At 60.7% G+C, this 22,915-nt stretch carries 20 protein-coding genes; 13 read left to right on the top strand and 7 right to left on the bottom strand.

Going from position 1 to position 22,915, the window contains the following annotated elements:
• Window positions 1-91: 91 nt before the first annotated feature.
• Window positions 92-2,056 (bottom strand): phospho-sugar mutase, encoded by a 1,965-nt coding sequence (locus tag WJU23_RS01185; RefSeq protein WP_346330693.1) that lies wholly within the window; start codon window positions 2,054-2,056, stop codon window positions 92-94.
• 159 nt (window positions 2,057-2,215) lie between these two features.
• On the opposite strand from WJU23_RS01185, the gene WJU23_RS01190 reads away from it, so the two are divergent.
• Both WJU23_RS01190 and WJU23_RS01195 read left to right on the top strand, forming a co-directional pair.
• Window positions 2,216-2,704, top strand: coding sequence for a GNAT family N-acetyltransferase (locus tag WJU23_RS01190; protein ID WP_346330694.1), 489 nt, complete (start codon window positions 2,216-2,218; stop codon window positions 2,702-2,704).
• 19 nt (window positions 2,705-2,723) lie between these two features.
• Window positions 2,724-3,215, top strand: coding sequence for an N-acetyltransferase family protein (locus tag WJU23_RS01195; protein ID WP_346330695.1), 492 nt, complete (start codon window positions 2,724-2,726; stop codon window positions 3,213-3,215).
• A gap of 7 nt (window positions 3,216-3,222) precedes the next feature.
• Here the strand turns inward: WJU23_RS01195 and WJU23_RS01200 are convergent, their stop codons facing one another.
• Window positions 3,223-6,267 (bottom strand): PVC-type heme-binding CxxCH protein, encoded by a 3,045-nt coding sequence (locus WJU23_RS01200; RefSeq protein ID WP_346330696.1) that lies wholly within the window; start codon window positions 6,265-6,267, stop codon window positions 3,223-3,225.
• Window positions 6,268-6,373: 106 nt separating this feature from the next.
• Here WJU23_RS01200 and WJU23_RS01205 point away from each other — a divergent pair, with 106 nt between their 5' ends.
• Window positions 6,374-7,714 (top strand): hypothetical protein, encoded by a 1,341-nt coding sequence (locus WJU23_RS01205; RefSeq protein ID WP_346330697.1) that lies wholly within the window; start codon window positions 6,374-6,376, stop codon window positions 7,712-7,714.
• Window positions 7,715-7,774: 60 nt separating this feature from the next.
• On the opposite strand, the gene WJU23_RS01210 is transcribed toward WJU23_RS01205, so the two are convergent.
• A complete protein-coding gene (locus WJU23_RS01210) occupies window positions 7,775-8,704 on the bottom strand; it encodes a sugar phosphate nucleotidyltransferase (protein ID WP_346330698.1) in 930 nt (309 codons plus the stop codon).
• 128 nt (window positions 8,705-8,832) lie between these two features.
• Here WJU23_RS01210 and WJU23_RS01215 point away from each other — a divergent pair, with 128 nt between their 5' ends.
• Both WJU23_RS01215 and WJU23_RS01220 read left to right on the top strand, forming a co-directional pair.
• Complete coding sequence (locus WJU23_RS01215; RefSeq protein ID WP_346330699.1) at window positions 8,833-9,087, top strand: hypothetical protein; 255 nt, start codon at window positions 8,833-8,835, stop codon at window positions 9,085-9,087.
• A gap of 17 nt (window positions 9,088-9,104) precedes the next feature.
• Window positions 9,105-9,548 carry a TA system VapC family ribonuclease toxin gene (locus tag WJU23_RS01220; RefSeq protein WP_346330700.1) on the top strand — a complete coding sequence of 148 codons (444 nt, stop codon included), beginning with the start codon at window positions 9,105-9,107 and terminating at the stop codon, window positions 9,546-9,548.
• Window positions 9,549-9,572: 24 nt separating this feature from the next.
• Here the strand turns inward: WJU23_RS01220 and WJU23_RS01225 are convergent, their stop codons facing one another.
• Window positions 9,573-11,189 (bottom strand): formate--tetrahydrofolate ligase, encoded by a 1,617-nt coding sequence (locus tag WJU23_RS01225; protein ID WP_346330701.1) that lies wholly within the window; start codon window positions 11,187-11,189, stop codon window positions 9,573-9,575.
• Between the two features lie 132 nt (window positions 11,190-11,321).
• Between WJU23_RS01225 and WJU23_RS01230 the strand changes: the two genes are divergently transcribed.
• The gene (locus WJU23_RS01230) at window positions 11,322-12,236 is read left to right on the top strand and encodes a metallophosphoesterase (protein WP_346330702.1); all 915 of its coding nucleotides are present in this window, start codon (window positions 11,322-11,324) and stop codon (window positions 12,234-12,236) included.
• Between the two features lie 153 nt (window positions 12,237-12,389).
• Here the strand turns inward: WJU23_RS01230 and WJU23_RS01235 are convergent, their stop codons facing one another.
• Together WJU23_RS01235 and WJU23_RS01240 are read right to left on the bottom strand one after the other, a co-directional pair.
• Complete coding sequence (locus WJU23_RS01235; protein ID WP_346330703.1) at window positions 12,390-13,604, bottom strand: acetylxylan esterase; 1,215 nt, start codon at window positions 13,602-13,604, stop codon at window positions 12,390-12,392.
• Window positions 13,605-13,639: 35 nt separating this feature from the next.
• Window positions 13,640-14,461, bottom strand: coding sequence for a glycerophosphodiester phosphodiesterase (locus WJU23_RS01240; protein WP_346330704.1), 822 nt, complete (start codon window positions 14,459-14,461; stop codon window positions 13,640-13,642).
• Between the two features lie 230 nt (window positions 14,462-14,691).
• On the opposite strand from WJU23_RS01240, the gene WJU23_RS01245 reads away from it, so the two are divergent.
• Complete coding sequence (locus tag WJU23_RS01245) at window positions 14,692-15,291, top strand: nitroreductase (protein ID WP_346330705.1); 600 nt, start codon at window positions 14,692-14,694, stop codon at window positions 15,289-15,291.
• Window positions 15,284-15,832, top strand: coding sequence for a DUF456 domain-containing protein (locus WJU23_RS01250; RefSeq protein WP_346330706.1), 549 nt, complete (start codon window positions 15,284-15,286; stop codon window positions 15,830-15,832). The genes WJU23_RS01245 and WJU23_RS01250 overlap by 8 nt, the downstream gene beginning before the upstream one ends.
• 2 nt (window positions 15,833-15,834) lie before the next feature.
• On the opposite strand, the gene WJU23_RS01255 is transcribed toward WJU23_RS01250, so the two are convergent.
• Complete coding sequence (locus tag WJU23_RS01255; protein ID WP_346330707.1) at window positions 15,835-16,197, bottom strand: hypothetical protein; 363 nt, start codon at window positions 16,195-16,197, stop codon at window positions 15,835-15,837.
• A gap of 169 nt (window positions 16,198-16,366) precedes the next feature.
• Here WJU23_RS01255 and WJU23_RS01260 point away from each other — a divergent pair, with 169 nt between their 5' ends.
• The 5 genes from WJU23_RS01260 to WJU23_RS01280 all read left to right on the top strand — a co-directional run bounded on the left by WJU23_RS01260 (window position 16,367) and on the right by WJU23_RS01280 (window position 22,880).
• On the top strand, window positions 16,367-17,104 hold the full coding sequence (locus WJU23_RS01260; RefSeq protein ID WP_346330708.1) for a sigma-70 family RNA polymerase sigma factor: 738 nt from the start codon (window positions 16,367-16,369) through the stop codon (window positions 17,102-17,104).
• An 83-nt stretch (window positions 17,105-17,187) separates the two neighbouring features.
• The gene (locus tag WJU23_RS01265; protein ID WP_346330709.1) at window positions 17,188-20,499 is read left to right on the top strand and encodes a family 16 glycoside hydrolase; all 3,312 of its coding nucleotides are present in this window, start codon (window positions 17,188-17,190) and stop codon (window positions 20,497-20,499) included.
• A 53-nt stretch (window positions 20,500-20,552) separates the two neighbouring features.
• A complete protein-coding gene (locus WJU23_RS01270) occupies window positions 20,553-21,734 on the top strand; it encodes a hypothetical protein (protein WP_346330710.1) in 1,182 nt (393 codons plus the stop codon).
• Window positions 21,715-22,464, top strand: coding sequence for a MotA/TolQ/ExbB proton channel family protein (locus WJU23_RS01275; RefSeq protein WP_346330711.1), 750 nt, complete (start codon window positions 21,715-21,717; stop codon window positions 22,462-22,464). The genes WJU23_RS01270 and WJU23_RS01275 overlap by 20 nt, the downstream gene beginning before the upstream one ends.
• Window positions 22,461-22,880 carry a biopolymer transporter ExbD gene (locus WJU23_RS01280; protein ID WP_346330712.1) on the top strand — a complete coding sequence of 140 codons (420 nt, stop codon included), beginning with the start codon at window positions 22,461-22,463 and terminating at the stop codon, window positions 22,878-22,880. The genes WJU23_RS01275 and WJU23_RS01280 overlap by 4 nt, the downstream gene beginning before the upstream one ends.
• The last annotated feature ends 35 nt before the right edge of the window (window positions 22,881-22,915 follow it).

The raw sequence follows: 22,915 nt of genomic DNA on the forward strand, positions 1-22,915 counted from the left end.
GGAGATGACCTAAGGGCGCGCGACTATCGGCGGTCTGGGGGTTGTGGCAAACCCTGACTGCTGATTATTATTGCGGCTTGGATGGTGGGGGCTACGCCAGACGGGCATCAATGTCTTTTTCCAGCCAGGCCCACATGCTTTCCAGCGATGCGGAGACTTTGGTTTTCACCGCCGCCAGCTCCTCGCTGCCAAGCTTCTTGCCAGCGGCAGGAACCTGACGGGCAAACATGTAGTATTTGATCTTCGGCTCCGTGCCGGAGGGGCGGACAGCGAAGCTGCGGCCATCGGCCAGGTCCACGAAAAGCATCTTTTCCTTGGCCAGGACTTCTCCCTCTTCGTCAAAGATTTCATCGCGGCGGAAATCGCGGACTTTGATCACGGCGCTGCCATCTACCTCAGCAGGCGGGTTGGCCCCGTAGCTGTCGGCCAGGGCGGCGATCTTGGCGGCGCCGGTGGCTCCTTCGAAAAGCTTGCTCTGGTTCACTTCCAGGAAGTAACCGACATCGCCGTAAACTTCATCCAGCAGGCCGGCGACGGTGAGGTCACGGGAGGCAGCGTAGGCGGCCAGCTCGGCAAACATGACGACGGCGGCATTGCCATCCTTGTCACGGCTGAAGTCATCGCCCATGTAGCCGTAGCTTTCCTCACCGCCGAAGACGAGGAACTTGCTGTGCTGGAGGCGTGCAGCGCGGGATTCGGCGGCAGGCAGGTCGCGATATTTGACCAGGATTTCCGCAGGCAGGGCGGCTTCGTATTTGGCCAGCTTGGCGCTGATCCATTTGAAACCGGTGAGGGTATTCACGCACAGCACGCCAAATTTGGCGGCGATGGTGTCCTGCATGGGGCTGGTGACAAGGGTCTTGAGGAAGACGGCGTGGTCTTTGTTGGCCTCATTCAGGATGCCAAGGTCAAACATGGTCTTCAGGCGGTACCAGCCCATGAGGGAGCCGGTCTGGTTGCCAGTGAGGAGGACCATTTCACCGGCGGCATTGCGCACGCCTACGCCCATGCGGTCGCAGTCGGGATCGGTGCCGATGATGATGTCCGCGCCTTCTTTGTTGGCCAGGTCCACGGCCATCTGCAATGCGGAGGCGTTTTCCGGATTGGGCGATTTGACGGTGGGGAAGCGACCGTCCTGGATGTCCTGCTCCGGCACAGTGAGGTAATTGAATCCCAGCTTTTTCAGCAGGCCGGGGACCATGACGCCGCCGGTGCCGTGCAGGGCGGTGAAGACGATCTTGAGCTCTTTGGCCTTCTCATTTTTCAACAGCTCCGGCTGGAGCATCATGGTCTCCACGCGCTGGAGGTAGGCATTGTCAATCTCGGACCCGATGATGGTGAGCTTGCCCTGCTCATCCGCAGGCAGCGGGGTGTAAGCTTCATCGGCGATGGCATTGACCTCCTTGATAATGCCGGTGGCGTGGGGCTCCACAATGCCGGCACCGTCGCTGTAATTGACCTTGTAACCATTGTCATGGCCGGGGTTGTGGGAGGCGGTGAGCATGACGCCGGCATCCGCCCGCAGATGACGCACGGCAAAGGACATGACCGGGGTGGCGCGGCAGCCGTCGAAGAGGTAAACATCGGCGCCGTTTTCCGTGGCGATCTGGGCGCAGCGCTTGGCGAACTCCGGCGAGAAATGACGGGTGTCGTGAGCAAAAACCAGGCTCGGTTTTCCCGTCAGGCCGGCGGCGGCGCGATAGGCCTTGGCATAGGCCACAAGGCCGCGCGTGGCACGCCCGACGTTGTAAAAGTTCATCGCATTGGTGCCCACACAGGGGTGGTCCGGGCGTTGGTCGGCGGGGGCGCTGCCGCGCTCGGCGGTGGTGACCACTTTGCCAATCGTTCGGCCACGCAGACCGCCGGTGCCGAATTTGAGTGCCTGGAAGAAGCGGTCGTTCAGCTCCGCCCACTGGCTGCCATTGGCCAGTTCCTCAATGCTGGCGCGATAGACGGGATTTTCACTGGCGGCGAGCAGGGCCTGGATGTTTTCAAGGCTGGAAGGAAGCAGGTGGCCTGCTTCTGCGGCGGACTGGAGAGTGGCTTCGAGGGACATGGGTGAGTTGAGAATAGCGGGAACCCTTCGTTTGGCAATGCAGCCGTGAGATTTTAGGCGAAGATGCGCCGATCCTTGAGGTGCGGATGCTGAATATCGGGCCATCTGCACTAATGGTTGAATGGCAGCGGGGGTCCGACTTAAACTTCATTACCAAGCATGCACCACCTCTCCACACGCCCCGCCACGGAAGCTGATGTCCCGGTCATTCTCGCGCTGATCCGGGAGCTGGCGGAGTATGAAAAGCTGACGCATGAGGTGGTGGCGACGGTGGAGGGACTGCGGGAGACACTCTTCGGACCGAGGCCGTGTGCGGAGGCGCTGATGGGCTGCGTGGACGGGCAGGCGGTCGGCTTTGCATTGTTTTTCCAAAACTACTCCACCTTTCTCGCGCGGCCCGGGCTGCATCTGGAGGATCTTTATGTGCAGCCGGCGCATCGTGGCTGCGGGCTGGGCAAGACGCTGATCACGGCGGTGGCGCGCATCGCCCAGGAGCGCGGCTGCGGGCGCTATGAATGGACGGTGCTGGACTGGAACACCCCGGCCATCCGCTTTTATGAAAGTCTGGGCGCGGAGATGAAGGGCGACTGGCGCATCATGCGCGTGACGGGTGATGCTTTGGAAAACATGGCCGCAACGGCTGGATGATCCTAACCAATAACGCAATATGAAGTGGATCTCATGCAGCCCGGAACATCTGGAGGCTATTCGCGCCATCTTTAACGAGGCCATTGAAAACTCGACGGCACTTTATGAATACGAACCGCGCTCAGTGGCTTTCATGGAGGCGTGGTGGGAGGCCAAACAAAAAGGTGGTTATCCGGTGCTGGGTGCGGTGAGTGGGGATGGCGTGCTGGCAGGCTTCGCCACCTATGGGCCGTTTCGTCCGCATCCGGCGTATCAGCATACGGTGGAGCATTCCATCTATGTGGAGTCACACTTTCGCGGCCAGGGGCTGGGGAAGCTGTTCCTGGAGCGGCTCATCGCAATGGCACAGGCACAGGGCGTGCATGCGATGATCGGGGTCATTGATGCGGAGAATGCCGCCAGCATTCGCCTGCATGAGCGGCAGGGTTTTGTGCGCAGCGGGCATTTGCGGGAGGTGGGGTATAAATTTGGCAGGTGGCTTGATGTGGTGCTGTACCAGCGAGTCGTATAGTAGATGATTATTTGACAGGCCCGAGACTCCGCAGGTACGCCATCAGATGAATAACATTCTCCTCCCCCAGAGCGGTGAGGAGGCCTTCGGGCATGAGGCTCATGGGGAGCTGCTGCTGCTCGGCGATCTCGCTGCGCTCCAGGATGAGGCGCTCGGCGGGGGTCTGGACGGTGAGAGTCTTGGGGTTCTGCTCGGGGATGACGCCGGTGAGGGTGCGGCCATCTTTGAGCTTGAAGATGCTCATGCGATAATCCGCCGGCACGATGGCGCTGGGGTCAATGATGTTTTCTAACAGGTAGGTCAGCTTGTGGCGGTCGCCACCGGTGAGGTCGGGGCCGATCATGCCGCCTTCACCGTAGAGCTTGTGGCAGGCGGCGCAGGCGGTCATGAACATCGTCTTGCCTTGGGCGGCATCTCCTTTGGCCAGGGCCTCGGGAGTGAGGATGGCGGTCCATTTTTCCATCTCCTCTTTTTTGGCTTCCGGGGTGTCGCGAAGTTCACCCCAGACTTCCGTCAGCTTTTGGGTGAGGGCTTTATCATCCAGGCTGAGGATGGCACGGGCCTGGTAGGGGCTGATGACGGAAGGTGGCACGCGGCCGGCTTTGATGAAATTCAGCAGCGCATGGGCATAGCTGACGCGGGTGATGAGGGTATCCACGGTGGCCACTTGCTGATCCAGGCTGCGCACGGGCCATGGCTGGATGAGGGCCTTGGGTACCTTTTCATCATCATAAGCGGCGAGGGCGCTGCGGGCCTGGACGGCGAGTACTTTGTCATTCACGAGTTTGAGCAAAATGGGAAGTAGCTCGGGCTTGGCGCTGCGGGTGAGGCTGGCGAAGGCATTGCAGCGTGCGGAGGCATCGGCCTCGATGTTCTGGACGATGGGGATCAGTTCTTCCATCGGGCGGCCGCCGCCGAAGACGGTGGAGAGCTGCTGGATTTCTTCAAGGAGTGAGGGCATCTTGCCCTCATCGGTTGAGGCCGGGACGGCCTCACTCCTTGTTTTGACGAGCTTCGCCAGCTCATCCCAGCCTTTGGGCTTCGGGGCTTTGTTCCAGCCGTTGAGCCCGGCGGCCATGCCGTGCAGGACGTCTTCACGGACAACTTCATCCTTCGTCATGAGCGCGACCAGGGCGTCCACTGCCGCCGGCTGTTTTTCAATCTCCTCGGTGATGCGGCGGGCAACGAGACGGCGCACGGTGGGAATCTTCGCACTGTCGATGAGCTCCACGCCTTTCATGGTATCCGCAGCCACGGCAGGTTCGATGCCGTACCAGATCATGAGGGGCTGCTGGCGGTCGTTGGCGTCTTCTTCACGTTGGGCCAGGGCGGTGGCGATGGGCCAGCGGGCGTCTAACGGCAAGCGTTGCAACGCGGAAGCGAGGTGGAGGCGGACTAGGCCTGAGGGCGTGCTTTCAGCATGGCTAGTCAACACATCGCGACCCATAGAAACACTGCTTGTGATCACAGCAGCATCGACCCATTTTGCTGCAAAAACTTCATCCTTTAAAATATCAGCTTCGTGAGGGCTCCAAGAATGTTTGAACTGGCTTAAATTCTGTTCAGCAATAGCTAGCTCCGTAAACTTTGCCTGCTTTGCCGATTCGGCACTGGTCTGTATATCGCCAAGGATGCTCACTAGCTTCATTGCTTCAGCAGCTGGAAGATTGGTATTCCCAGACAAAGCCACCATTTTCTCGATCAACGTCTGGCCCGCCATCCTAGCCCACCAATTGTTCTCACTCCCGAGTAGCTTGACCAGCTCCTCATTTTTCATCGCTGCGACATCAATCGGCCCAACCTTCTTCTGTTCCCCATACACAATCTTGTAAATCCGGCCGCTGGTCCGATGCACGCCGTCATTGTCGTGGCACTCGCCGGAGTCGCTCCAGTCGGAGACGAAGACGTTGCCGTCGGGGCCGGTGAGGAGGTCGAGGCCGCGGAACCAGGGGTCTTTGGCCTGCATGAAATCGGGGGCGTGTTTGCCGACGTAACCGCAGCCTTCGCGCTCCAATGTATCCACATTGATGCGACGTCCGTGGAGGTTGCAGGTGAGCATCTTGCCATGGTATTCCTTCGGCCAGGTGCCGCCCTGATAGATGAGCATGCCGACGTGGGCGTGACCGCCGCCGAGTTCGAGGGTTTTGTTGCTGATGCCAGTGCGGATGTCGCTCCATTTTTCACCGCCGGTGTCCCAATGAAAATGGTCGGCGGTCTGCTCGATGATCTCATACACATACGGGTTCAAATGGGTGCCGAACATGCGGCGGTAATAGGCCCCGGGGATGACATGCCAGAGGTGACCGATGACGGTATTGATCATGAAAAGCTCGCCGTCGGCATTCCAGTCATGGCCCCAGGAATTGGTGCCGCCGTGGGCGACGGCCTCGAAGATTTTGCGGGTGGGATGATAACGCCAGATGGAGCAGTTGATCTGGGTGCGCTTTTCATCCGGTGTGCCGGGCGCGCCAATGGCGGAGGTATCGGTGATGCCGTGGCGGCCATACAGCCAGCCGTCCGGTCCCCAGCGCAGGCCGTTGACGATGTTATGGCCGATGGTCTTGGTATTGAAGCCGTCCAGCAGGATCTCCGGCGGGCCATCGGGCACGTCGTCGCCATTTTTATCCGGGATGAAACCGAGGGTGCCGTCATTGAGAATCCAGGCTCCGCCGTAACCCCACTCGACACTGGTCAGGTAAGCGCCCTGATCCCAGAAGACCTTGCGGTCGTCGTGTTTGCCATCGCCGTCCTTGTCTTCCAGGATGATGATGCGGTCGCGCAGGTTGGTGTCCCAGCGGGCGGGGTTTTCCGCATAGGTGTAGTTTTCCGCAACCCAGAGGCGGCCTTTGGCATCCCAGGCCATGGCGATGGGCTGCTGCACGTCCGGTTCAGAGGCAAAGACCACGCATTTGAATCCCGGTGGCAGCTCCATGGTGGCGGCGGCTTCCTCGGCTGACATCGGGTCGCCCTTTTCGGAATTGAATGGCTTGGGAAAATCAGCGGCAAACGCGAGCGCGGAGGTGGCGACCAGGGGCAGAAGCAGACGGTTCATAAGCAAGGCGGGGCGAGGCAAAAGCGAATCGGGACGAAACAAAGCAGGAGAAGCAAAACGGGCGAGAGGATCAAAACTCGCGCCGTAGTATGAATCTTCACCTTGTATGAACAAAAGCTTCTTTCTCGCCCTGCTGCTGATTTTGCCGAGTTTTGTCTCCGGCCAGTCGGTGCAGGTGGCTACCTTTGACGTGGATGTGACGCCGCCGGTGGGCTCCTTCATGGCCTATGATCCGGTGAAACGCGTGGATGAACTGACGCTGCGGGCGCGGGGCATTGTGCTCATTGGCGGGGAGAAGAAAATCGTGCTCTGCGCGGTGGACTGGCTGGGCATTGCCAATGAAGGGCATGATGCTTTTTGCGCCGCCCTGGCAGAGGCGGCAGGCACCACGCCGGACCATGTGAGCGTACACAGCCTGCACCAGCACGATGCACCGGGGTGTGACTTCACTGCGGAAAAGATCCTCAAGGAAAAAGGAGCGACGGACTATGGGCGTTACGAGGGCACGTTTCAGCGTGAAGCGCTGCAACGGCTGGCAGAGGCGGTGAAAACGGCCCTGCCAAAGGCGCAAATCGTGACGCATTATGGCCAGGGCGCAGCGGAGGTGAAGGAGGTGGCCTCCAACCGCCGACTGCCCGGACCCGGCGGACGCATCCGCGCCATGCGCCTGACAACGGCGAAAGATCCCGCCATCCGCGCCGAACCGGAAGGCACGATTGATCCTGAAGTGACGCTGCTGAGCTTCTGGAACGGGGACGCGCCGGTGGCCGTACTGAGCTACTATGCCTGCCATCCGCAGAGCTATTACCGAATGGGCATCCCCAGCCCGGATTTCCCCGGCATCGCGCGGTTTTTTCGCGGCCAGGATGTGCCGGAGGCGCTGCATGTACACTTCAACGGAGCCGGCGGGAACATCGGCGCGGGCAAGTACAACGACGGCAATCGCGCGAACCGGCTGATCCTGGCGCAGCGCCTGGCCGATGGCATGAAGCGCGCCTATGAGGCCACGGAAAAACTGCCTCTGACCGCTGCCGACATCGGCTGGGCCTATGAACCGGTCATCCTGCCCACGGGAAAACATCTGCTGGATGGCAGCTACGTGGCCAGCCTGCCCAAAGAACCCATGCATGCCTATGCAGCCAAGCTGGCCTGGCTGAGCCGCCGCGACAGCGGGCATCAGATCCGCATCAACTGCCTGCGCATCGGCCAGGCCCGCGTGCTGCATCTGCCAGGGGAGCTTTTTGTGGAATACCAGCTCGCCGCCAAGGCCATGCGGCCAGACTTAAAGGTGAGCATGGCCGCCTATGGCGACTACGGCACCGGTTACATCGGCACCGCTGTCGCGTATGGGGAAGGCGGTTACGAGACCAGTGACCGCGCCTGCAATACCAGCCCCGAGGTGGAGGCGGTGCTCATGGGAGCGATGAAGAAGCTGCTACAAAAGTAGGGAAGCCGTCCCGGTCTTAGCATGACGGCAGGATGCCATCACGCCTTGCGCCAAAGTCTCTCACAGGTCCATGTCCGTATGCTGCCCTTCCGCGCGAATGCCGCTGCGGATGATGCAACGTCGCAGGTCAGCCTCGGCAGCCACGGTGGCACCGGGCCAGAGGATGCAGTCCTCCAGCCGCGCACCAGCTTCCACCACGGCTCTGTCGCCGATGACATTCAGGCCTTTGAGCGAGGCCTGTTCGGACACTTGAGCACCTGGATGGATCGCCGGGGCCGCGCCGGATTTCATCCCGTGCAGCGCCTGATGCGCGGCCAGGTAAGCCACCCGGCTGCCCAGGTCCCACCAGTGCCCTTCATCGATCACCACGGCACCTAGGCGCGCGCCTTCCTGGATCATTTTCAGGAAAATGGGGATGACGGATTCAGCCTTGCCCGGGGTGAGCCATTGATGGATCTCCGGCTGGCAGGCATAGATGCCGGTGAACAGATATTCCCCTTCCCTGCCCGTGCCCAGCATGTTGCGGATATCGGTGACCAGCCTGGTTTTTTCGTCCCAGCTCACATGCAAGGACGGCCCTGAACTGCGTAGCACCAGCGTGACCAGATTCCCCTGTTCCTGGTGCGCCTGCAGCAGCGGCTGAAGCGGCAGATTCGTCAGGATATCGCCATTATAAACGATGAACGGCTGCTCATCCAGCAGGTCCCGCACATTGGCAATGCCGCCCGCCGTCTCCAAACGGAGGGGGCTTTCCTCGCGGAATGCCACCGGCGCGCCATGGTAGCTGCCATCAGGAAAGGCCACACCATACTGCTCCGGCAGGTGATGTGTATTCACCACAAACCCTTTCACTCCCGCCTCCAGCAGATGGTCAAAGGCATAAGTAATGAGCGGTTTATGAAAGACAGGAATGAGGGGCTTGGGAAGCTGCGCCGTGAGCGGACGCAACCGCTCCCCCAGACCGGCACCGAGAACGAAAGCTTTTTGCACGCGCGGCCTTTAAGCGGGAGGCGGGCGGGTGCAAACGGGAAGGGCATCGAAGTTCCACTTTGAAGCCGATCCCTCGGCATATCTGCCGAACATTGACATCAATTTGATGGAAGTGTATGTTTTGGCATATGACCAAGACTCAAATCCAGGTCCCTGAAGAGTTGTTCCAGGAGCTCCGCGCCTTTGCCAAACAGCGTGAATGGTCCCTGGCCGAGACTTTTCGTCGAGGTGCGGAATTGCTTCTCGATGTGTATCCCAAAAACTCCAATCCCGAGGCAGTGGCATGGACTCCGCCTACGTCTGGTGAAGCGGGATGGAAAGGTCTCAGCCCCGAAGAATTGAGGGAAGCCGCCTTCGCTGATACAGATCCGCATTTGGCATAAAAGTTAATTCCCCAATCATGCTTTCCCTTGATGCCAATCTCCTGCTCTACAGCTACAGCGAGATCTCCCCGCACCATGCAGCGGCGCGTCAGTTTATTGAGACGGCGTCTGCTCGTGAAGACGTCGCACTGAGTGAATTTATCCTGACGGAATACTACCTGTTGCTGCGCAATCCGGCAGTCCTGACCAAAGCCTTAACAGCTCAAGAAGCGGTCGCAGTGGTCCAAATTTACCGCCAACATCCACGCTGGAAGATACTCGGGTTTCCACCGGGCAGCCGGGATATTCATGCGAATCTGTGGCAGTATGCCTCCAGCCCTGGAATTGCCCGCCGTCGTATCTATGACACCCGCACGGCACTCTGCCTGCGCGCCTTCGGAGTTACTGAGTTCGCCACTGCGAATGTGAAGGATTTTGAAGACTTTGGCTTCACCAGGGTCTGGAATCCGCTGCTTTCATAAAGGCACCGAATTCCTTTGATCAGCCTAAATCCCCCGGATCACCCCGTCCTCACTCACCTGGATGCGTTCGGCGGCGGGGACTTTGGGGAGGGCGGGCATGCGCATCATGGTGCCGGTGAGGGCGACGAGGAAACCGGCGCCGTTGGCGATCTCAAAATCGCGGACGGTGATGGTGAAACCGCGTGGACGGCCCAGCTTTTTGGCGTCGTCGGAGAGGGAGTTCTGGGTCTTGGCCATGCACAGGGGCAGGTGGCCGAAGTGATTGCGGGAAAAGAGGGCCAGTTTCTCTTTGGCGGCATCGGTGAGGGTGACGCCAGCTGCGCCATAGACGCGGGTGGCGATGGCGTGCAGCTTTTCCTCCACGGGCGCGTGGGCGTCGTAAAGATACGGCATGGGGTGCGATTCCACAGGCAGGGCGGCGAGGACTTTCTCGGCCAGCTCCACGGCACCGTCTCCACCCTGGCCAAAGACATCGGCGGTGGCGCAGGGAATGTTTCGCGCTTTGCAGAAGTCGTGAACGAGGGCGATTTCCTCGACGCTGTCGGTGGTGAATTTATTGATGGCGACGATGACCGGGCGCTCAAACTGGGCGGCGCTGTCGAGGTGGGCGGCGAGGTTTTCCAGGCCGCGAGAAAGGGCGGTGGGGTCCGGCTGCGTGAGTGTGTCCAGCTCCACGCCGCCATGCATCTTCAAAGCACGCACGGTGGCGACGATGACGATGGCCTCCGGCTTCAAGCCGGACTGGCGGCATTTGATATGCATGAATTTTTCACCCCCCAGATCAAAGGCGAAACCGGCCTCGGTGACGGCAAAGTCCGCATGGGCCAGGGCCATGCGTGTGGCCAGGACGGAGTTGCAGCCATGGGCGATGTTGGCAAAGGGGCCGCCATGGAGAAAGGCGGGCACGCCTTCCACGGACTGCACCAGATTTGGCTGAAGGGCATCGCGAAGCAATGCGAGCAGCGCACCGGTGATGTGGCATTCCTTGGCAAAGACAGGAGTGCCCTCCGGCGTGAAACCGATGACGATGCGGTCCAGACGCTCGCGCAGATCGGCCAGGGATTCGGAGAGGCACAGGATGGCCATCACCTCAGAGGCGGCGGTGATGTCAAATCCGGAGCTGCGCTCGGTCGGCTTCCCCACACTGGTCGTCAGGCTGCGCAGCGCGCGGTCATTGACATCCAGTACCCGTTTCCAAAGGACACCGTCAGGGCGCAGGCGTGTCTGCTGGTTGAACAATTGGTTATCGATGACGGAGGATAACAAATTATGCGCGCTCGTGATCGCGTGGAAATCGCCGGTGAAATGGAGGTTGATGGACTCTGCGGGCTGCACCGTGCTGCGGCCACCGCCAGTGGCACCGCCTTTGCGCCCGAAGACCGGCCCCATGGAAGGCTGGCGCAGCGCGAGGGCGACGCTCTGGCCGATTTTTTTCAGCCCCTGCGCCAGGCCGATTGACATGGTGGTTTTCCCCTCCCCCGCCGGAGTGGGCGTGATGGCGGAGACGAGGATCAGCCGGCCCTTTTGCGGACGGTTTTCCAGTGCCTTCAGAGACACCTTGGCCTTGTCGCGCCCATAGAGGGAGAGGTGGTCATCAGAGATTCCGAGGGAGCGGGCGACGGCGGAGATATCATGAAGCATACGCGGGAGAGAGTGCGGCGATCATGCCAAGCCTGGAGGCAAAAGAAAGGCCGATCTTCATGCGTATCCTGATGTCTTGCCGAGACCTGGCCTGAACGCTAGGCTCTGCCAGAAAATCAGCCAAAAAACGTCATGCCCATCACCCTTCCCGCCCTCACACGCCGTCAATGGATTCAAAGCAGTCTCGCAGCGGCCCTTGCCCCTGGCTGGGCCATGGGTGCGGAAAAAAGCCCGGCGGCGGAGTCCTGGGTGCTGTTTTCAGACACCCACATCCCTGCGGATGCCAAGGCGGAGGCGCGCGGCGTCATCATGGGGGACAACCTGACCCGATGCGCCAACCAGGTGCTGAAGCTGGGCAGCAAGCCGTATGGCGTGCTTGTGAATGGCGACTGCGCCTTCCTCAAAGGGGAAACGGCTGACTACTCCACCTTTGTCAGCCTGATCAATCCCCTGCGCGATGCCGGCATCCCCGTCCACTGCACCCTGGGCAATCATGATGACCGGAAAAACTTCATGTCCGCCATGACCAGCGTGCAGGATCCGCGCCCGGTGGATGGCAAGCATGTCAGCGTCTTTTCCAGCGCCACCATGAACTGGGTGCTGCTGGATACGCTGGACCAGGTGAACAAAACCCCCGGCCTGCTGGGTGACAAACAGCTCGGCTGGCTGGACCGCACCCTGGCCAGCCTGCCGGCCAAACCGACCGTCGTCATGGCCCATCACAATCCCCAGCAGCCCATCGTGGGCGAGGGCCAGAAGCACACCGGCATGCAGGACAGCGATGCCCTTTTCAAAGTGCTGGCCAAACACAAGCGCGTGAAGGCCTTTGTCTATGGCCACACGCACAACTGGCATCACAGCCGCGATGAAGCCACCGGCCTGCACCTCATCAACCTGCCGCCCGTAGCGTACGTCTTTGGCCAGGACCGGCCCAACGGCTGGGTCATCGCCCGCGCCACGCCGGAGAAACTCGTCTTGGAACTCCGTGCCCTGAACCCGGCCCATGACCAGCATGGGGAGAAGGTGGAGATTCTTTGGGCAAGCTGAGCGGGGCGGCAGTCACGCACTCCTAGTTTCTATCCACCTCCCGCAAAATCCGCCGGAGTGAGTCAGCGCCCAGTCACCTTTGTCCAGGCGTCAGGCATCTTTTTCTGGAACTGGCGAAAACTACAAGGCAAGTATCTGGCAGAGAGTGCCTGATCAAAATGGCAGGGGCGTGTTTGGCGGGACTGCATCTTTGGGCCAGGGGTAGCTGGCATTGAAGACGTGCATCTGTTCTTCGGTCTCCACTTTCGCAAAGGTTTCGTTGATCTGCTCCTCCTTCGCCCAGACGCGTTTGCTGTCGAGCCCCAGGTGACGTATGAAGAACGGGTAGGCGGCGAGGCGCTTGCTTGGGCCGTAGTCGTGGCCTTCCAGAGGGAAGTGGGCGTTTACGACTTTATCCGTGGCTCCGTAAAGGCTGTAAATGTGCTGGATGTATGGGAACTCCACCTCTGGTGTGTTTTGGGTGTAATCTGCGCCATTGGAAAGAATGAGCTGGGGCCGGGGTGCGGTCATCGCGGCGATCTCGGCGTTGTTGGTTTTGTGGTTAGGCCCCCAGTGGACAGGCATGCCGCTTTCACAAGGGCAGCCGCCAAAGAAGTGAGAGGAGACCTGGCAGCTTGGCACCGCCACCGCCACCCGCTCATCCAATGCGGAGGTGATGAATGTCTGCGTGGCGCCGCCGGAGTTTCCGGTCATGCCGATGCGCTTGGGATCCACCCCTTCGATGGAGGAAACAAAATCAAGGGCACGGATGCTGTTCCACATGATCATGCGCAGAATTTCAGGCACTTTGCCGTGCTCCCAGCCTGCCTTTTTGCTATCGCCATAACCCACCATGTCATAATGAAACACCACCGCGCCCATGCGCGCCAGCACGGCGCAGCGGGTCTGGCGGGAGGGCAGGAAACGGCCTCCATGACCGTGGGCGGAGACAATGCCTGCATAGGGCGGCTTCATATCCAGAGGCCGGTACAAGGTGCCTGTGACATAGAATCCAGGCCAGCTGCGGATATAGACGCTTTCAGCGGTATAGCCCTCATAGGTCCGCTTGTTGGAATAGACAGGATCCAGCGGCGGTTTCTCCGGCGGATTTGCAAGGCGTGCTCCTTCGAGCATGCCTTGACGAATGGCGGCCTTGCGCTTTTCCCAGCTCGCCAGATCTGGCGTTGCCTTTTTAAACGCTTCCAGTTCTGCGATGGCTTCTTCCGGTGTTTGAGCGTGGCCCATGCGCAGCTTCCAGCCTTCGGGCGGAGTCTCCCCCTTCTCGGCACCGAGGAGAGACTGACCCCAGAGACCGCTTAGCATGGCGGTGCCTGAAGCTTTCATAAAGGAACGCCGGTTGCGGGAGGCGGAGTCAGATTTGGCTTTCATAATGGCTGGTTGTGAGCGCTTGCGGTTCTGCACTCTTACTTTTTAGTATTGATGTATTCCTGTACCAAGACCGGTACGTCGCTGCAAATCGCATCCACTCCGAGGCCTACGCCGAGGAAATAATCCTTGAGATTGTGCCCGGGCCAGCCGGTCACAATAAAACCCTGCTTTTGGGCTTCCTTCACGGCCAGACGGGTCGTTCCCTCCATTTTTGCGGCGATCCTTTTGGAGCCGATGGCCCTGGCTGCTTCCATCAGTTCCGGGGTCAGCGGGCCGCCTTTGATCAGCATGATGTCAGCCCGTGGATCGATTTTTTTGATGGCGATGAGAGGGCGCTGGTCAAAGGAAGTGAAAATATAGGTCGAGCCTTCGGGAACATGGGCTGTGACTTTTTGATGCAATTTGGCCGCATACTCTTCGATGCGGGAATCTGGATAAAGCTCCTTGTTGCTGGTCTTCATCTCAAATTCCACATACAGGCCCGGCTTGTCATTCAAGTAAGCCAGCAATGTGTCCAGGAAGAGCAAGGGTTCGTTCTGAATTTTGGAGGTGATTTTCCGGGCTTTGTCTGCAGCCATGTGCTCGACAGGGCCCTTGCCCTGATGCGTGCGGTCCAGGGAGTCATCGTGCAGGACCACCAGCTCGCCATCCTTGGTCATGCGCACATCCAGTTCATAACCACGGATCCCCTTGTCATAAGTGCTCTTGAAAGCAAAGAGCGTGTTTTCTTCAAACTCATGCGCGCCGCCCCGGTGAGCAAAATGGAACGGCGTTTTTTCCTCTGCCTGGAGGTCGCCGTGAGGCACGACCGCCGTGAAAACAATCGTGAACAGGGCTGCGAGCGGATATTTCATCATGAGGGGATGGGTGGGGTGCCAAGCTGCCACGGCAACAGCTCCCGCAATGCGACCGCGAAGGTTGGAAGCCTGTGGTGGGCAAGCTCTTACGGCCGCGTTCAACAGGTTCTATCGTCTTGCCACAGCAACCGCACGCACTTCATCCTCCAGGACGACGACTCCATTCATCCGCCGAATCCGCCCCACTCCCGCAGTGGACGGCTTCCCTTCCCCGCTTTAATCTTTGCCGCATGAGTTTGCCCTCCCTTGCTGACACTTCCGCCCTGATCCGGCAGCGCCGCTCCATCAAACCGGTGGACATGGATGCCGCGCGCCCGGTGGAGACGGTTCTGCTGACGGAGCTGATCGAAAATGCCACCTGGGCACCGAATCACGGGATGACGGAGCCGTGGAAATTTCATGTCTTTAGCGGCAGCTCCCGCCAGCGGTTGGCGGACGGGCTGAGTACTCTTTATCAACAGACCACGCCCGCTTCCGAGTTCCGCGAGGACAAGCTACAAAAGATGGGCAGCAATCCCCTTCTGGCACCGGTCATCATCGCCTGCGTGATGGAGCGCAGCGGCGGGGGCAAGATCCCTGAGATGGAGGAAATTGAAGCCGTCTCCTGCGCCATGCAGAACCTGATGCTCAGCGCCACGGCAGCGGGCCTGGGTTCCTTTTGGTCCTCCCCGCCGGTGCTGGACACCGCTGAATTTCAAAATTGGTTAGGCATCCGCAGCCAGGACCGCTGCCTCGGGCTGCTTTACCTCGGCTGGCCTAAACCGGGGTTTACCTGGCCGCGCAGCGCCCGCCAGCCTGTGGCGGGCAAGATCACCTGGCATCATGATTGAAACTCTCACCTCCTGGTGGGAAATGATTTCCCAGTCCTTTGAGGCCATCCCCTTTGGCGGGATGGGCGTCTGGGTGCTCACTGGCTGCCTGCTTCTGGTGGGTCTCATCGGCTCCGTACTGCCCTTGCTGCCGGGGCCGCTGATTCTGTTTGTGGCCGGCGTCCTGCACACCTGGCTCCAGCCGGAGGCCGGCATGAGCTTGACGGGGATGATCCTGCTTTTTGTGCTGCTGGTCATCGCCTACGTGCTGGATTTCGCGGCCGGGGCTATGGGTGCGCGCTGGTTTGGTGCCAGCCGCTGGGGCATCCTAGGCGTCTTTGTCGGCGGCATCGTCGGGCTGTTTTTTGCCCCGCTGGGGTTCATCCTTGGGCCGCTGGCTGGCGGGCTGCTATTTGAACTGTTCTTTGCCAAAATGCGCATGGGCCCGGCCGTGAAGTCCACCTGGGGCACCCTGCTGGGCACCGGCGTGGGCCTGGTGGCGCGGCTGGTCATCAGCCTGGGCATGGTGGCCACCGTGCTGGTGGACATCCTGTGGTGGTGAGCTTATTCAGCAACTACCGGCTCCTTCTTGCGGCGCTTCACCTGCACGCCCATCCGGCCCTGCACCGGGTTGGCGCTCTGCTCGGCATCCATCCAATAAATCGCGCCGGGTTCATCCGGTGTGCGGTTGCGGTCCAGCAGGCCGGGGGAGTCCGGATTGTTGGAGCGGCCAAAAAGGCTGCCGTCATCGCTGCGGCCGGGGATTTCATTGCCTGTCCGCAGCCGCTTATGCTGCACACCCATGCGCCCCTGCACTGGCAGGCTGCCCCCGGCGTAATACTGCCGACCGTCTTTTTCCTCCGTGCTGCAACTGACGGAAACAAAGGCCAGAGAGACCAGTACCAGGGAGGCGAGGGAGAATTTCATGGTGGTGAAAAGTGTAACTGCTGCCGTCTTAGCACAGCCCGCACGCCGTGGAAGTAAAATTTAATTCTTTAAACCCGAACCCTGCGATTGATCTCGGCCATCGGCTGCAAATCCTGGCCTCTGCCTTTTTTTTGCAACCTTCGCTGTAAATTCCTGAATACAATGGGTGATGAAGCTGTCCTCCGTCCTGGCTACGCCCCGTTCGTTTCGCACCACGCGCTGGAGCCTGGTGCGGCTGGCGATTGCGGAGGAGCCGGTGGAAGCCATGCAGGCCATGGAGGCGCTGTGCGAGGCCTACTGGTATCCGCTTTACGCCTTCATCCGCCGCAGCGGCTACAAGCCGGAGGATGCAGAGGATCTGACCCAGGGATTCTTTGCCCGGATGCTTGACCGGGACATCCTCATGTCGGCCGATCCCAGCCGTGGAAAGCTGCGCTCCTTTCTGCTGACATGCCTGCGCCGTTACATGGCCAGTGAGCATGAGCGGGCCAGGGCCCTAAAGCGCGGCGGCGGCCTGGTCACCAGCCTGGATGCCGAATGGGCTGAAGACCGCTACCGGCACGAACCCCGGGACAATATGAGCCCGGACCGGCTCTTCCAGCGGCGCTGGGCGCTGACCGTGCTGGAGCATGCCCTGCGCCTGCTTGAGGAGGAGTATGCCAGCCGGGGAAAGGAAAACCAGTTCGGGACACTGCGTCCATTTTTAGGCATGAGCGGGGAACCCGGCCCCACCTATGAGCAGGCGGCCGCCAGCCTGGGCCTGACCGTGAACAACGTGAAGACCCAGATCTTCCGGCTGCGCCAGCGGTGGCGGGAACTGCTCTTCGAACAGGTGAGCCTGACCCTGGACGAACCTAGCTCAGACGAGATCAAGGCGGAGCTGGCGGAACTGATGCAGTGTGTATGAACAACAGCTCCCGGCGAGATGCGGCCTAACAAATGCTTCACATCCGCCGTGTTTTTCCTTAAAACTCAAATTTCTCCCGAATCATGAGCACGCCCAACGATCCTCTTTTGGAGGGCCTGAAACCTGCCGATCTGCTGAAGCGCGGGCTGGACACGGTGAAGCCTCCTTCGGGCACTCCCCTGGACTGGCAGCCGCCTGAGCCGGAAGTGCTGGCGCAACTGCTGCCGCAGTATCAGATCGAGTCGCTGCTGGGCCGGGGCGGCATGGGCGCAGTGTATCGCGGGAAACAGGTGGCACTGGACCGGGCGGTGGCCATCAAGCTGCTGCCTGCCGAACTCACTGCCGATGCGGAGTTTGTGGGCCGGTTCCAACGGGAGGCGCGCACGCTCGCCCGCATGCAGCATCCGGGAATCGTCTCCGTCTATGACTTCGGGCAGACATCGCAGGGCCATTTGTATTTCATCATGGAGTATGTGGACGGGACCGACCTGCACCGCGTCATCCACGGTCCCGGTTTGAAGCCAGCCCAGGTGCTGGAGATCGTGGCCCAGGTGTGTGAAGCCCTGCAATACGCGCACAGCCAGGGAGTGATGCACCGGGACATCAAGCCAGCCAACGTCCTCCTGACCCAGGACGGCCGGGCCAAGCTGGCCGACTTCGGGCTGGCACGTCCCACTCAGGAGGACAGCGGCGGTTTCACCCGCAGCAACGTCGTCATGGGCACGCCGGACTACATCGCCCCGGAGCAACTTTACGGTCAGTCGGACCACCGGGCGGACCTTTTTTCCCTGGGCGTCATGCTGTATGAAATGCTCACCGGCCAGACCCCGCGCGGAGCCTGGTCCCTGCCCAGCCAGAGGGTGCGGGTGGATGTGCGGCTGGACCAGGTGGTGCTGCGCGCGCTCCAGCAGGATGTCTCCCTGCGCTATCAGCAGGCCAGTGAAATGAAGACGGACGTGGACCAGATCCGCTTCACCCCGCCCGCTTCCCCGAAGGCCGCGCCTGGAAAGGCAGTTCCTGCAGCCGCCCCGGCCAAACCGGCGGCCAAACAGGCTGCAGCCCCTCCGGCATCCCCCGCGCGCAAACACCGGAAAAAGAGCAATGGACGGTTGGTCTTCCTGGGTGTCACACTGCCACTCGTTCTCCTGGCTGGCGGCTATGGATGGCTCTCCCGCAAGCATGAGGCTCAAGCAAGACGGGCGGAGGAACCCGCCAGGCCAGCCCCAGCACCGGCAGCGGACCCGCAGAGAGCCTTGGCACCATCTCTGCCAGTCCCGCCCACGCAGACCGCCACCATGACCACGGCACCTGCGCCACCGCCTACCACCACCGCCACACCTCCGCAGCAGACAGCCGCCCTGGAACTGGCCGTTCCCGTCCCGGACTGGCTGAAGCAAGCCAGGCAGAAAGGTGGCCGGCTGAAGCTGTTCGGCACCTGGAAGGGCCAGGCCATCAGTCTGGGCAAAGCGGTGGAGTTTGATGATTTTGTCAAGGTCGTGACTTCCGAGCACGGCTGGGCAGCGGTGAGAAAAAACGGTGAGACCTATGCCGCAACCTGGCCCAATGGGCATTTGCCCCCCTTTCAGACCCAGGACGTGAGCGGCGGCCACCTGATCTCACTGCTGCTGAAAGACAGTGACGGCTTGGGCTACAAAATCCTGTGGCATGGGGAAAGCCTGCGCCGGGATGAGGTGGTCCACCCACAGGCTTACACCTGTCTGCACCCTTACCAGCTCGTCCTCGCCCTCAGCCAGGATGGCCGCATCCTCAAGACCAGTGAATGGGGAGGATCTGGCAAAAAAATACCGCCGTCCGACTTCTTCCGTGGCTTCACCGCCGTAGCCTCCACCCAGGATCACTGTCTCGTCGCCAAGCCTGGCCAGCCGCTTGAAGGCTGGAACATCACCGACGGCAGTCGTACGCGCTTTCCCGCCCGTCTGACGGACGTTGTCGCCATGGATGCGACCAGCCAGTCCGTCATCACGCTGACCCGCAGCGGCAGCCCCTCCGTCTTTTCACTCTCAGACCGGGCCCCCTCAGCCACGGAAACCTCAGTACCTCCAGACCTGGGCCCCATGATCGCAGTGAAAGCCGGCCGCACCATGTATGCCGCCCAGCGCCCGGACGGCACCTGGTGCGCCTGGGGTCACGCTGAAGACCTGATCTCCCAAACCGAGCGCAACGGCCTCATGCTGGATGTGGACTACGATTACCAGCCTGGCATCTCCCGAGTAATGATGTGGATCGAAGCGACTTCAGGATCCGTCCCCTCTGCTGATCCTGCGCCAAAGGTGGCCGCCACCCCCGCTCCCATGACCACCACGCCCCCGGCAGCCATCCCGATAAAGTCCGGCGACAAACCTGCTGAAGATGCCGCCGGGCGTCTGGCCGAACTCGCCATTCAGTTCCAGGCCGCCTATGACCGGGACATTGGCAGCAGTCTCAATATCAACGTGGCTGATCTGGACCGCAAATACCTCGCCGCCGTCCAGCGCGCCCTGGAGTCCGCCAGCGCCGCAGGCGGCCTGGACGAAGCCGTACAGCTCCGCGAGGAAGAAAAGCGCGTCCAGAACAAGGCTGCCCTGCCCTCCTACGACTTCGATACTCTGCCCGCCAGCCTGAAAAACCTGCGCAAGACCTATCGCGAAGCCCTGGCCAGACTCATCCTGGCCAGTAAAATGGACGCCCAGCCTCTCTATGAGCGCTATGATGCAGTCCTGGCCGCCTACCAGACAGAGCTAACCCAGCAACGTCTGTTAGACGATGCCATGAAAGTGCGGACAGTGCGCGAGAAACTGTCCCTGCAGCGGACGCAGAACCCTGAAAAGCAGGCGGCCACCGCCCCCCCCAACCCCAAAGGCACCCAGCTCTTTGACGGCAAAACACTGACCGGCTGGCGCATCGAAGGGGAAAAAAAAGCCTTCAGCGTTGTCGGCGGCCTGCTCAAAGCCAACGGGCAAAAAGCCAGCCTCATCTGCACGGAAGGCCCATGGAAAAACTTCGAGCTTAATTTGAAGGTCATGACCGAGCTTCAGGGGAACAGCGGCGTGTGGATCCACACCCCGAAGAATCCACGCGACATCAGCAAACCCGGCCTGGAGGTGCAGATTTGCAATAACGGGGTGGATTCGCAAAAGACCGGCAGCATCTATTCCGTCCAGCCACAGACCAGACTGCTGGCACGCGACGGCCAGTGGTTTGATCTCAAAATCGTCGTTCAGGAGAAAACCATCCGCGTCTTCATCAACGGCAGGCAGGTCAATGAATGGACCCAGCCCGCTGGCTGGCGTCCGCCACCCAGTGTGCCCACCGCCGAACTGGGCAGCGGCACCATCGGCCTTCAGAGCAATGGCGGACTGACCTGGTTCAAGGACCTTTTCATTCGCCCCCTCTGAGACGCCATTCCTGCGGTTGCTTCACGCCGTCTCTGCGGCATCGTAAGTATTCTGTGACACTCGCGCACGACAGGCATCTTCAGACAGGCATCGCCGGATCTCTGGTGATCCATGTCCTGTTACTGCTGCTCCTGGTCTGGGCCGCCAGCACGCAGGCACCTTATGAATTCAGCAAGGATTCTGAGGCTGAAAAAGAAAAAGAGCCGGAGGTCGTCCTGCTTTTCCCGGATCAGATCATTCTGGAACCGCCTCCGGAGGTGGAAAAGAAACCGCAGCTCTTCATCCGCACCACCCAGAATGAGGAGTCTGCGGTCAAGCCGCAGAACACCCCGTTCCAGTCGGACCGCAACACGGTCGCCGCCAGTATGCTGCCGCCAGTCCCCGGCACCCTGGCCCCCATGCCCACCCAGACAGGCACCGCGCCGGACATCCGTGAGCTGGCCAACCGGGACTATAAAAACGGCGAGATCAAAAATGATTCGGCCCCCATCGCCGCTGCCGCCCCCGCTACCCCAGCCCCGCCGCCCCCCAGCATCCTCAAGCCGCAGCCACCTCAGCAGGCTCAGCCCGCCCAGCCCACCCCGCCAACGCCGCAGACAGCCCGAGCAGAGACCGCCCCCACCCCGCTGACCAAGATGATGGAGCAGATGGACAAGGCCATGGCCGCCGATCCCGCCCGCCTGCCCCTGGAAGTGCGCAAAACCGAATCTCAACCGCCCGCTCCCGCCCCCGATGCCACCCCTCCCGCCCTGCCGCAGGTGAGGGTGCCCGAAGACATGCCGCCGCCGATCGTCAAAGCCGTGCCGGTGGAGGACCCGGTGGAAATGAACACCCCCAATCCCGAGGCGGACGCTTTCTCCCCCTTCACCCGCACCAGCAAGAGGGACGGCGGCATCAGCCGCGAAGGCATGGACGCCGTGGATGCCGAGGCCACCCCGCTGGGAGCCTACATGCGCCAGGTCACCGGGGCCGTGGAGAGAAAATGGCACCTCTATGTACGTCTGGGCAAAGACTCCGTCACCTTTGGCAGGGTGCGCTTCCGCTTTTATGTGGATAAAAAAGGAGTTCCCCAGGATCTCAAAATCCTTTCCGACGCCCGCGATGCCGACCCGCGCATGAGAGAATTGACCTTGCGGGCCATCCTGGATGCGCAAATACCTCCCATCCCTCCGGACCTCCTGCCCACACTAGATGACGAACGGGTGAAGATCGAATATGAAGCCATTATTTACTGACCTGCTTGCCCACTTTTACCTCGCCGCCGCTGCCACGGCAGATGCCCCTGGTGGCTTCGCCAGGGTTCTGGATTTCCTTTCCACCGGCGGATTTGTCATGCTCTTCATCGTGCTGTGCTCCATGGCCTCCGTCACGGTCATGATCTCCGCCGGACTGCGCTTGAGGGATCCCCTGGTCATGCCCGCCTCCGTCGCGGCTCAGTTACGCAGCCTTCCCAAGTATGCGGCCAAAGGTGACATCAGGCCTTTGCAGGAGTTCTTGGAAAAAGATACGTCCATGCTGTCCAAGCTCGGTGCCCTGGCCATCAGTGGCACCTTTTCCAGCCGCCAGGAATGTGTGGACACCATCACCGCCCGGGCCAAGGAGGACCTGCATCATCTGGAGCGCGGCATCTCCGTGCTGGAGGTCATGGTCACCGTTGCGCCGCTCCTGGGCCTGCTGGGCACCACAGCCGCCCTGGTCGGCATGTTTTCTGCCTTCGGGGGTGAGGCCGGACCGGACACGGCCACCATCGCCAAGGAGATTGGCGTGGCGCTGCGCTGCACCATCGCCGGTCTTTTCGTCGCCGTGCCCTCTGTCCTCGCCCATACTTACTTTGTCCGTCGCCTGGACAACATCGCCGTACGGCTGGAATCCATCCTGCACGAGACCATCCAGACCTTCTTTGCCCATTTTGAAGTCAAGCATACCCACGAGGTACGCACTCCGGAACCCGAACGCCTGCGATGAACCTGCGCCCCCGCCGCCGCCCGGTCCCCACCATCCCTATTGTGACCCTGATTGACATCATGGTCATCCTGCTGATTTTCTTCATCGCCACCACCACGTTTAACGAGGAGAAAAAGCAGGTGAAAATCACCCTGCCAGCTTCCAAAGCCCTTGGGGAAATCGTCCCCCGGCAGGAAGTGCGCAAGACCCTCACCATCACCAAAACCCAGGACCTGATCCTGGATGGCAACCCGGTGGAAGCAGACACGCTGGCTGCCGCCATCGTAAAACTGAAGCAGCAGAATCCGGACGTGAAACTGGAGCTTCAGGCCGATACGGAAACTGCCCTCGGCATGCTCATGAAAGTCTGGGATGCGCTGCGGGAGGCCGGGTATTCCATCAACGACGTCCCGGCGCGTATCCAGAGCACCCAGTAAAACCTGTTTTCCAACGCGGCATTTTGCGCTAAAAA

Source organism: Prosthecobacter sp. SYSU 5D2 (assembly GCF_039655865.1).
Classification (GTDB): domain Bacteria; phylum Verrucomicrobiota; class Verrucomicrobiia; order Verrucomicrobiales; family Verrucomicrobiaceae; genus Prosthecobacter.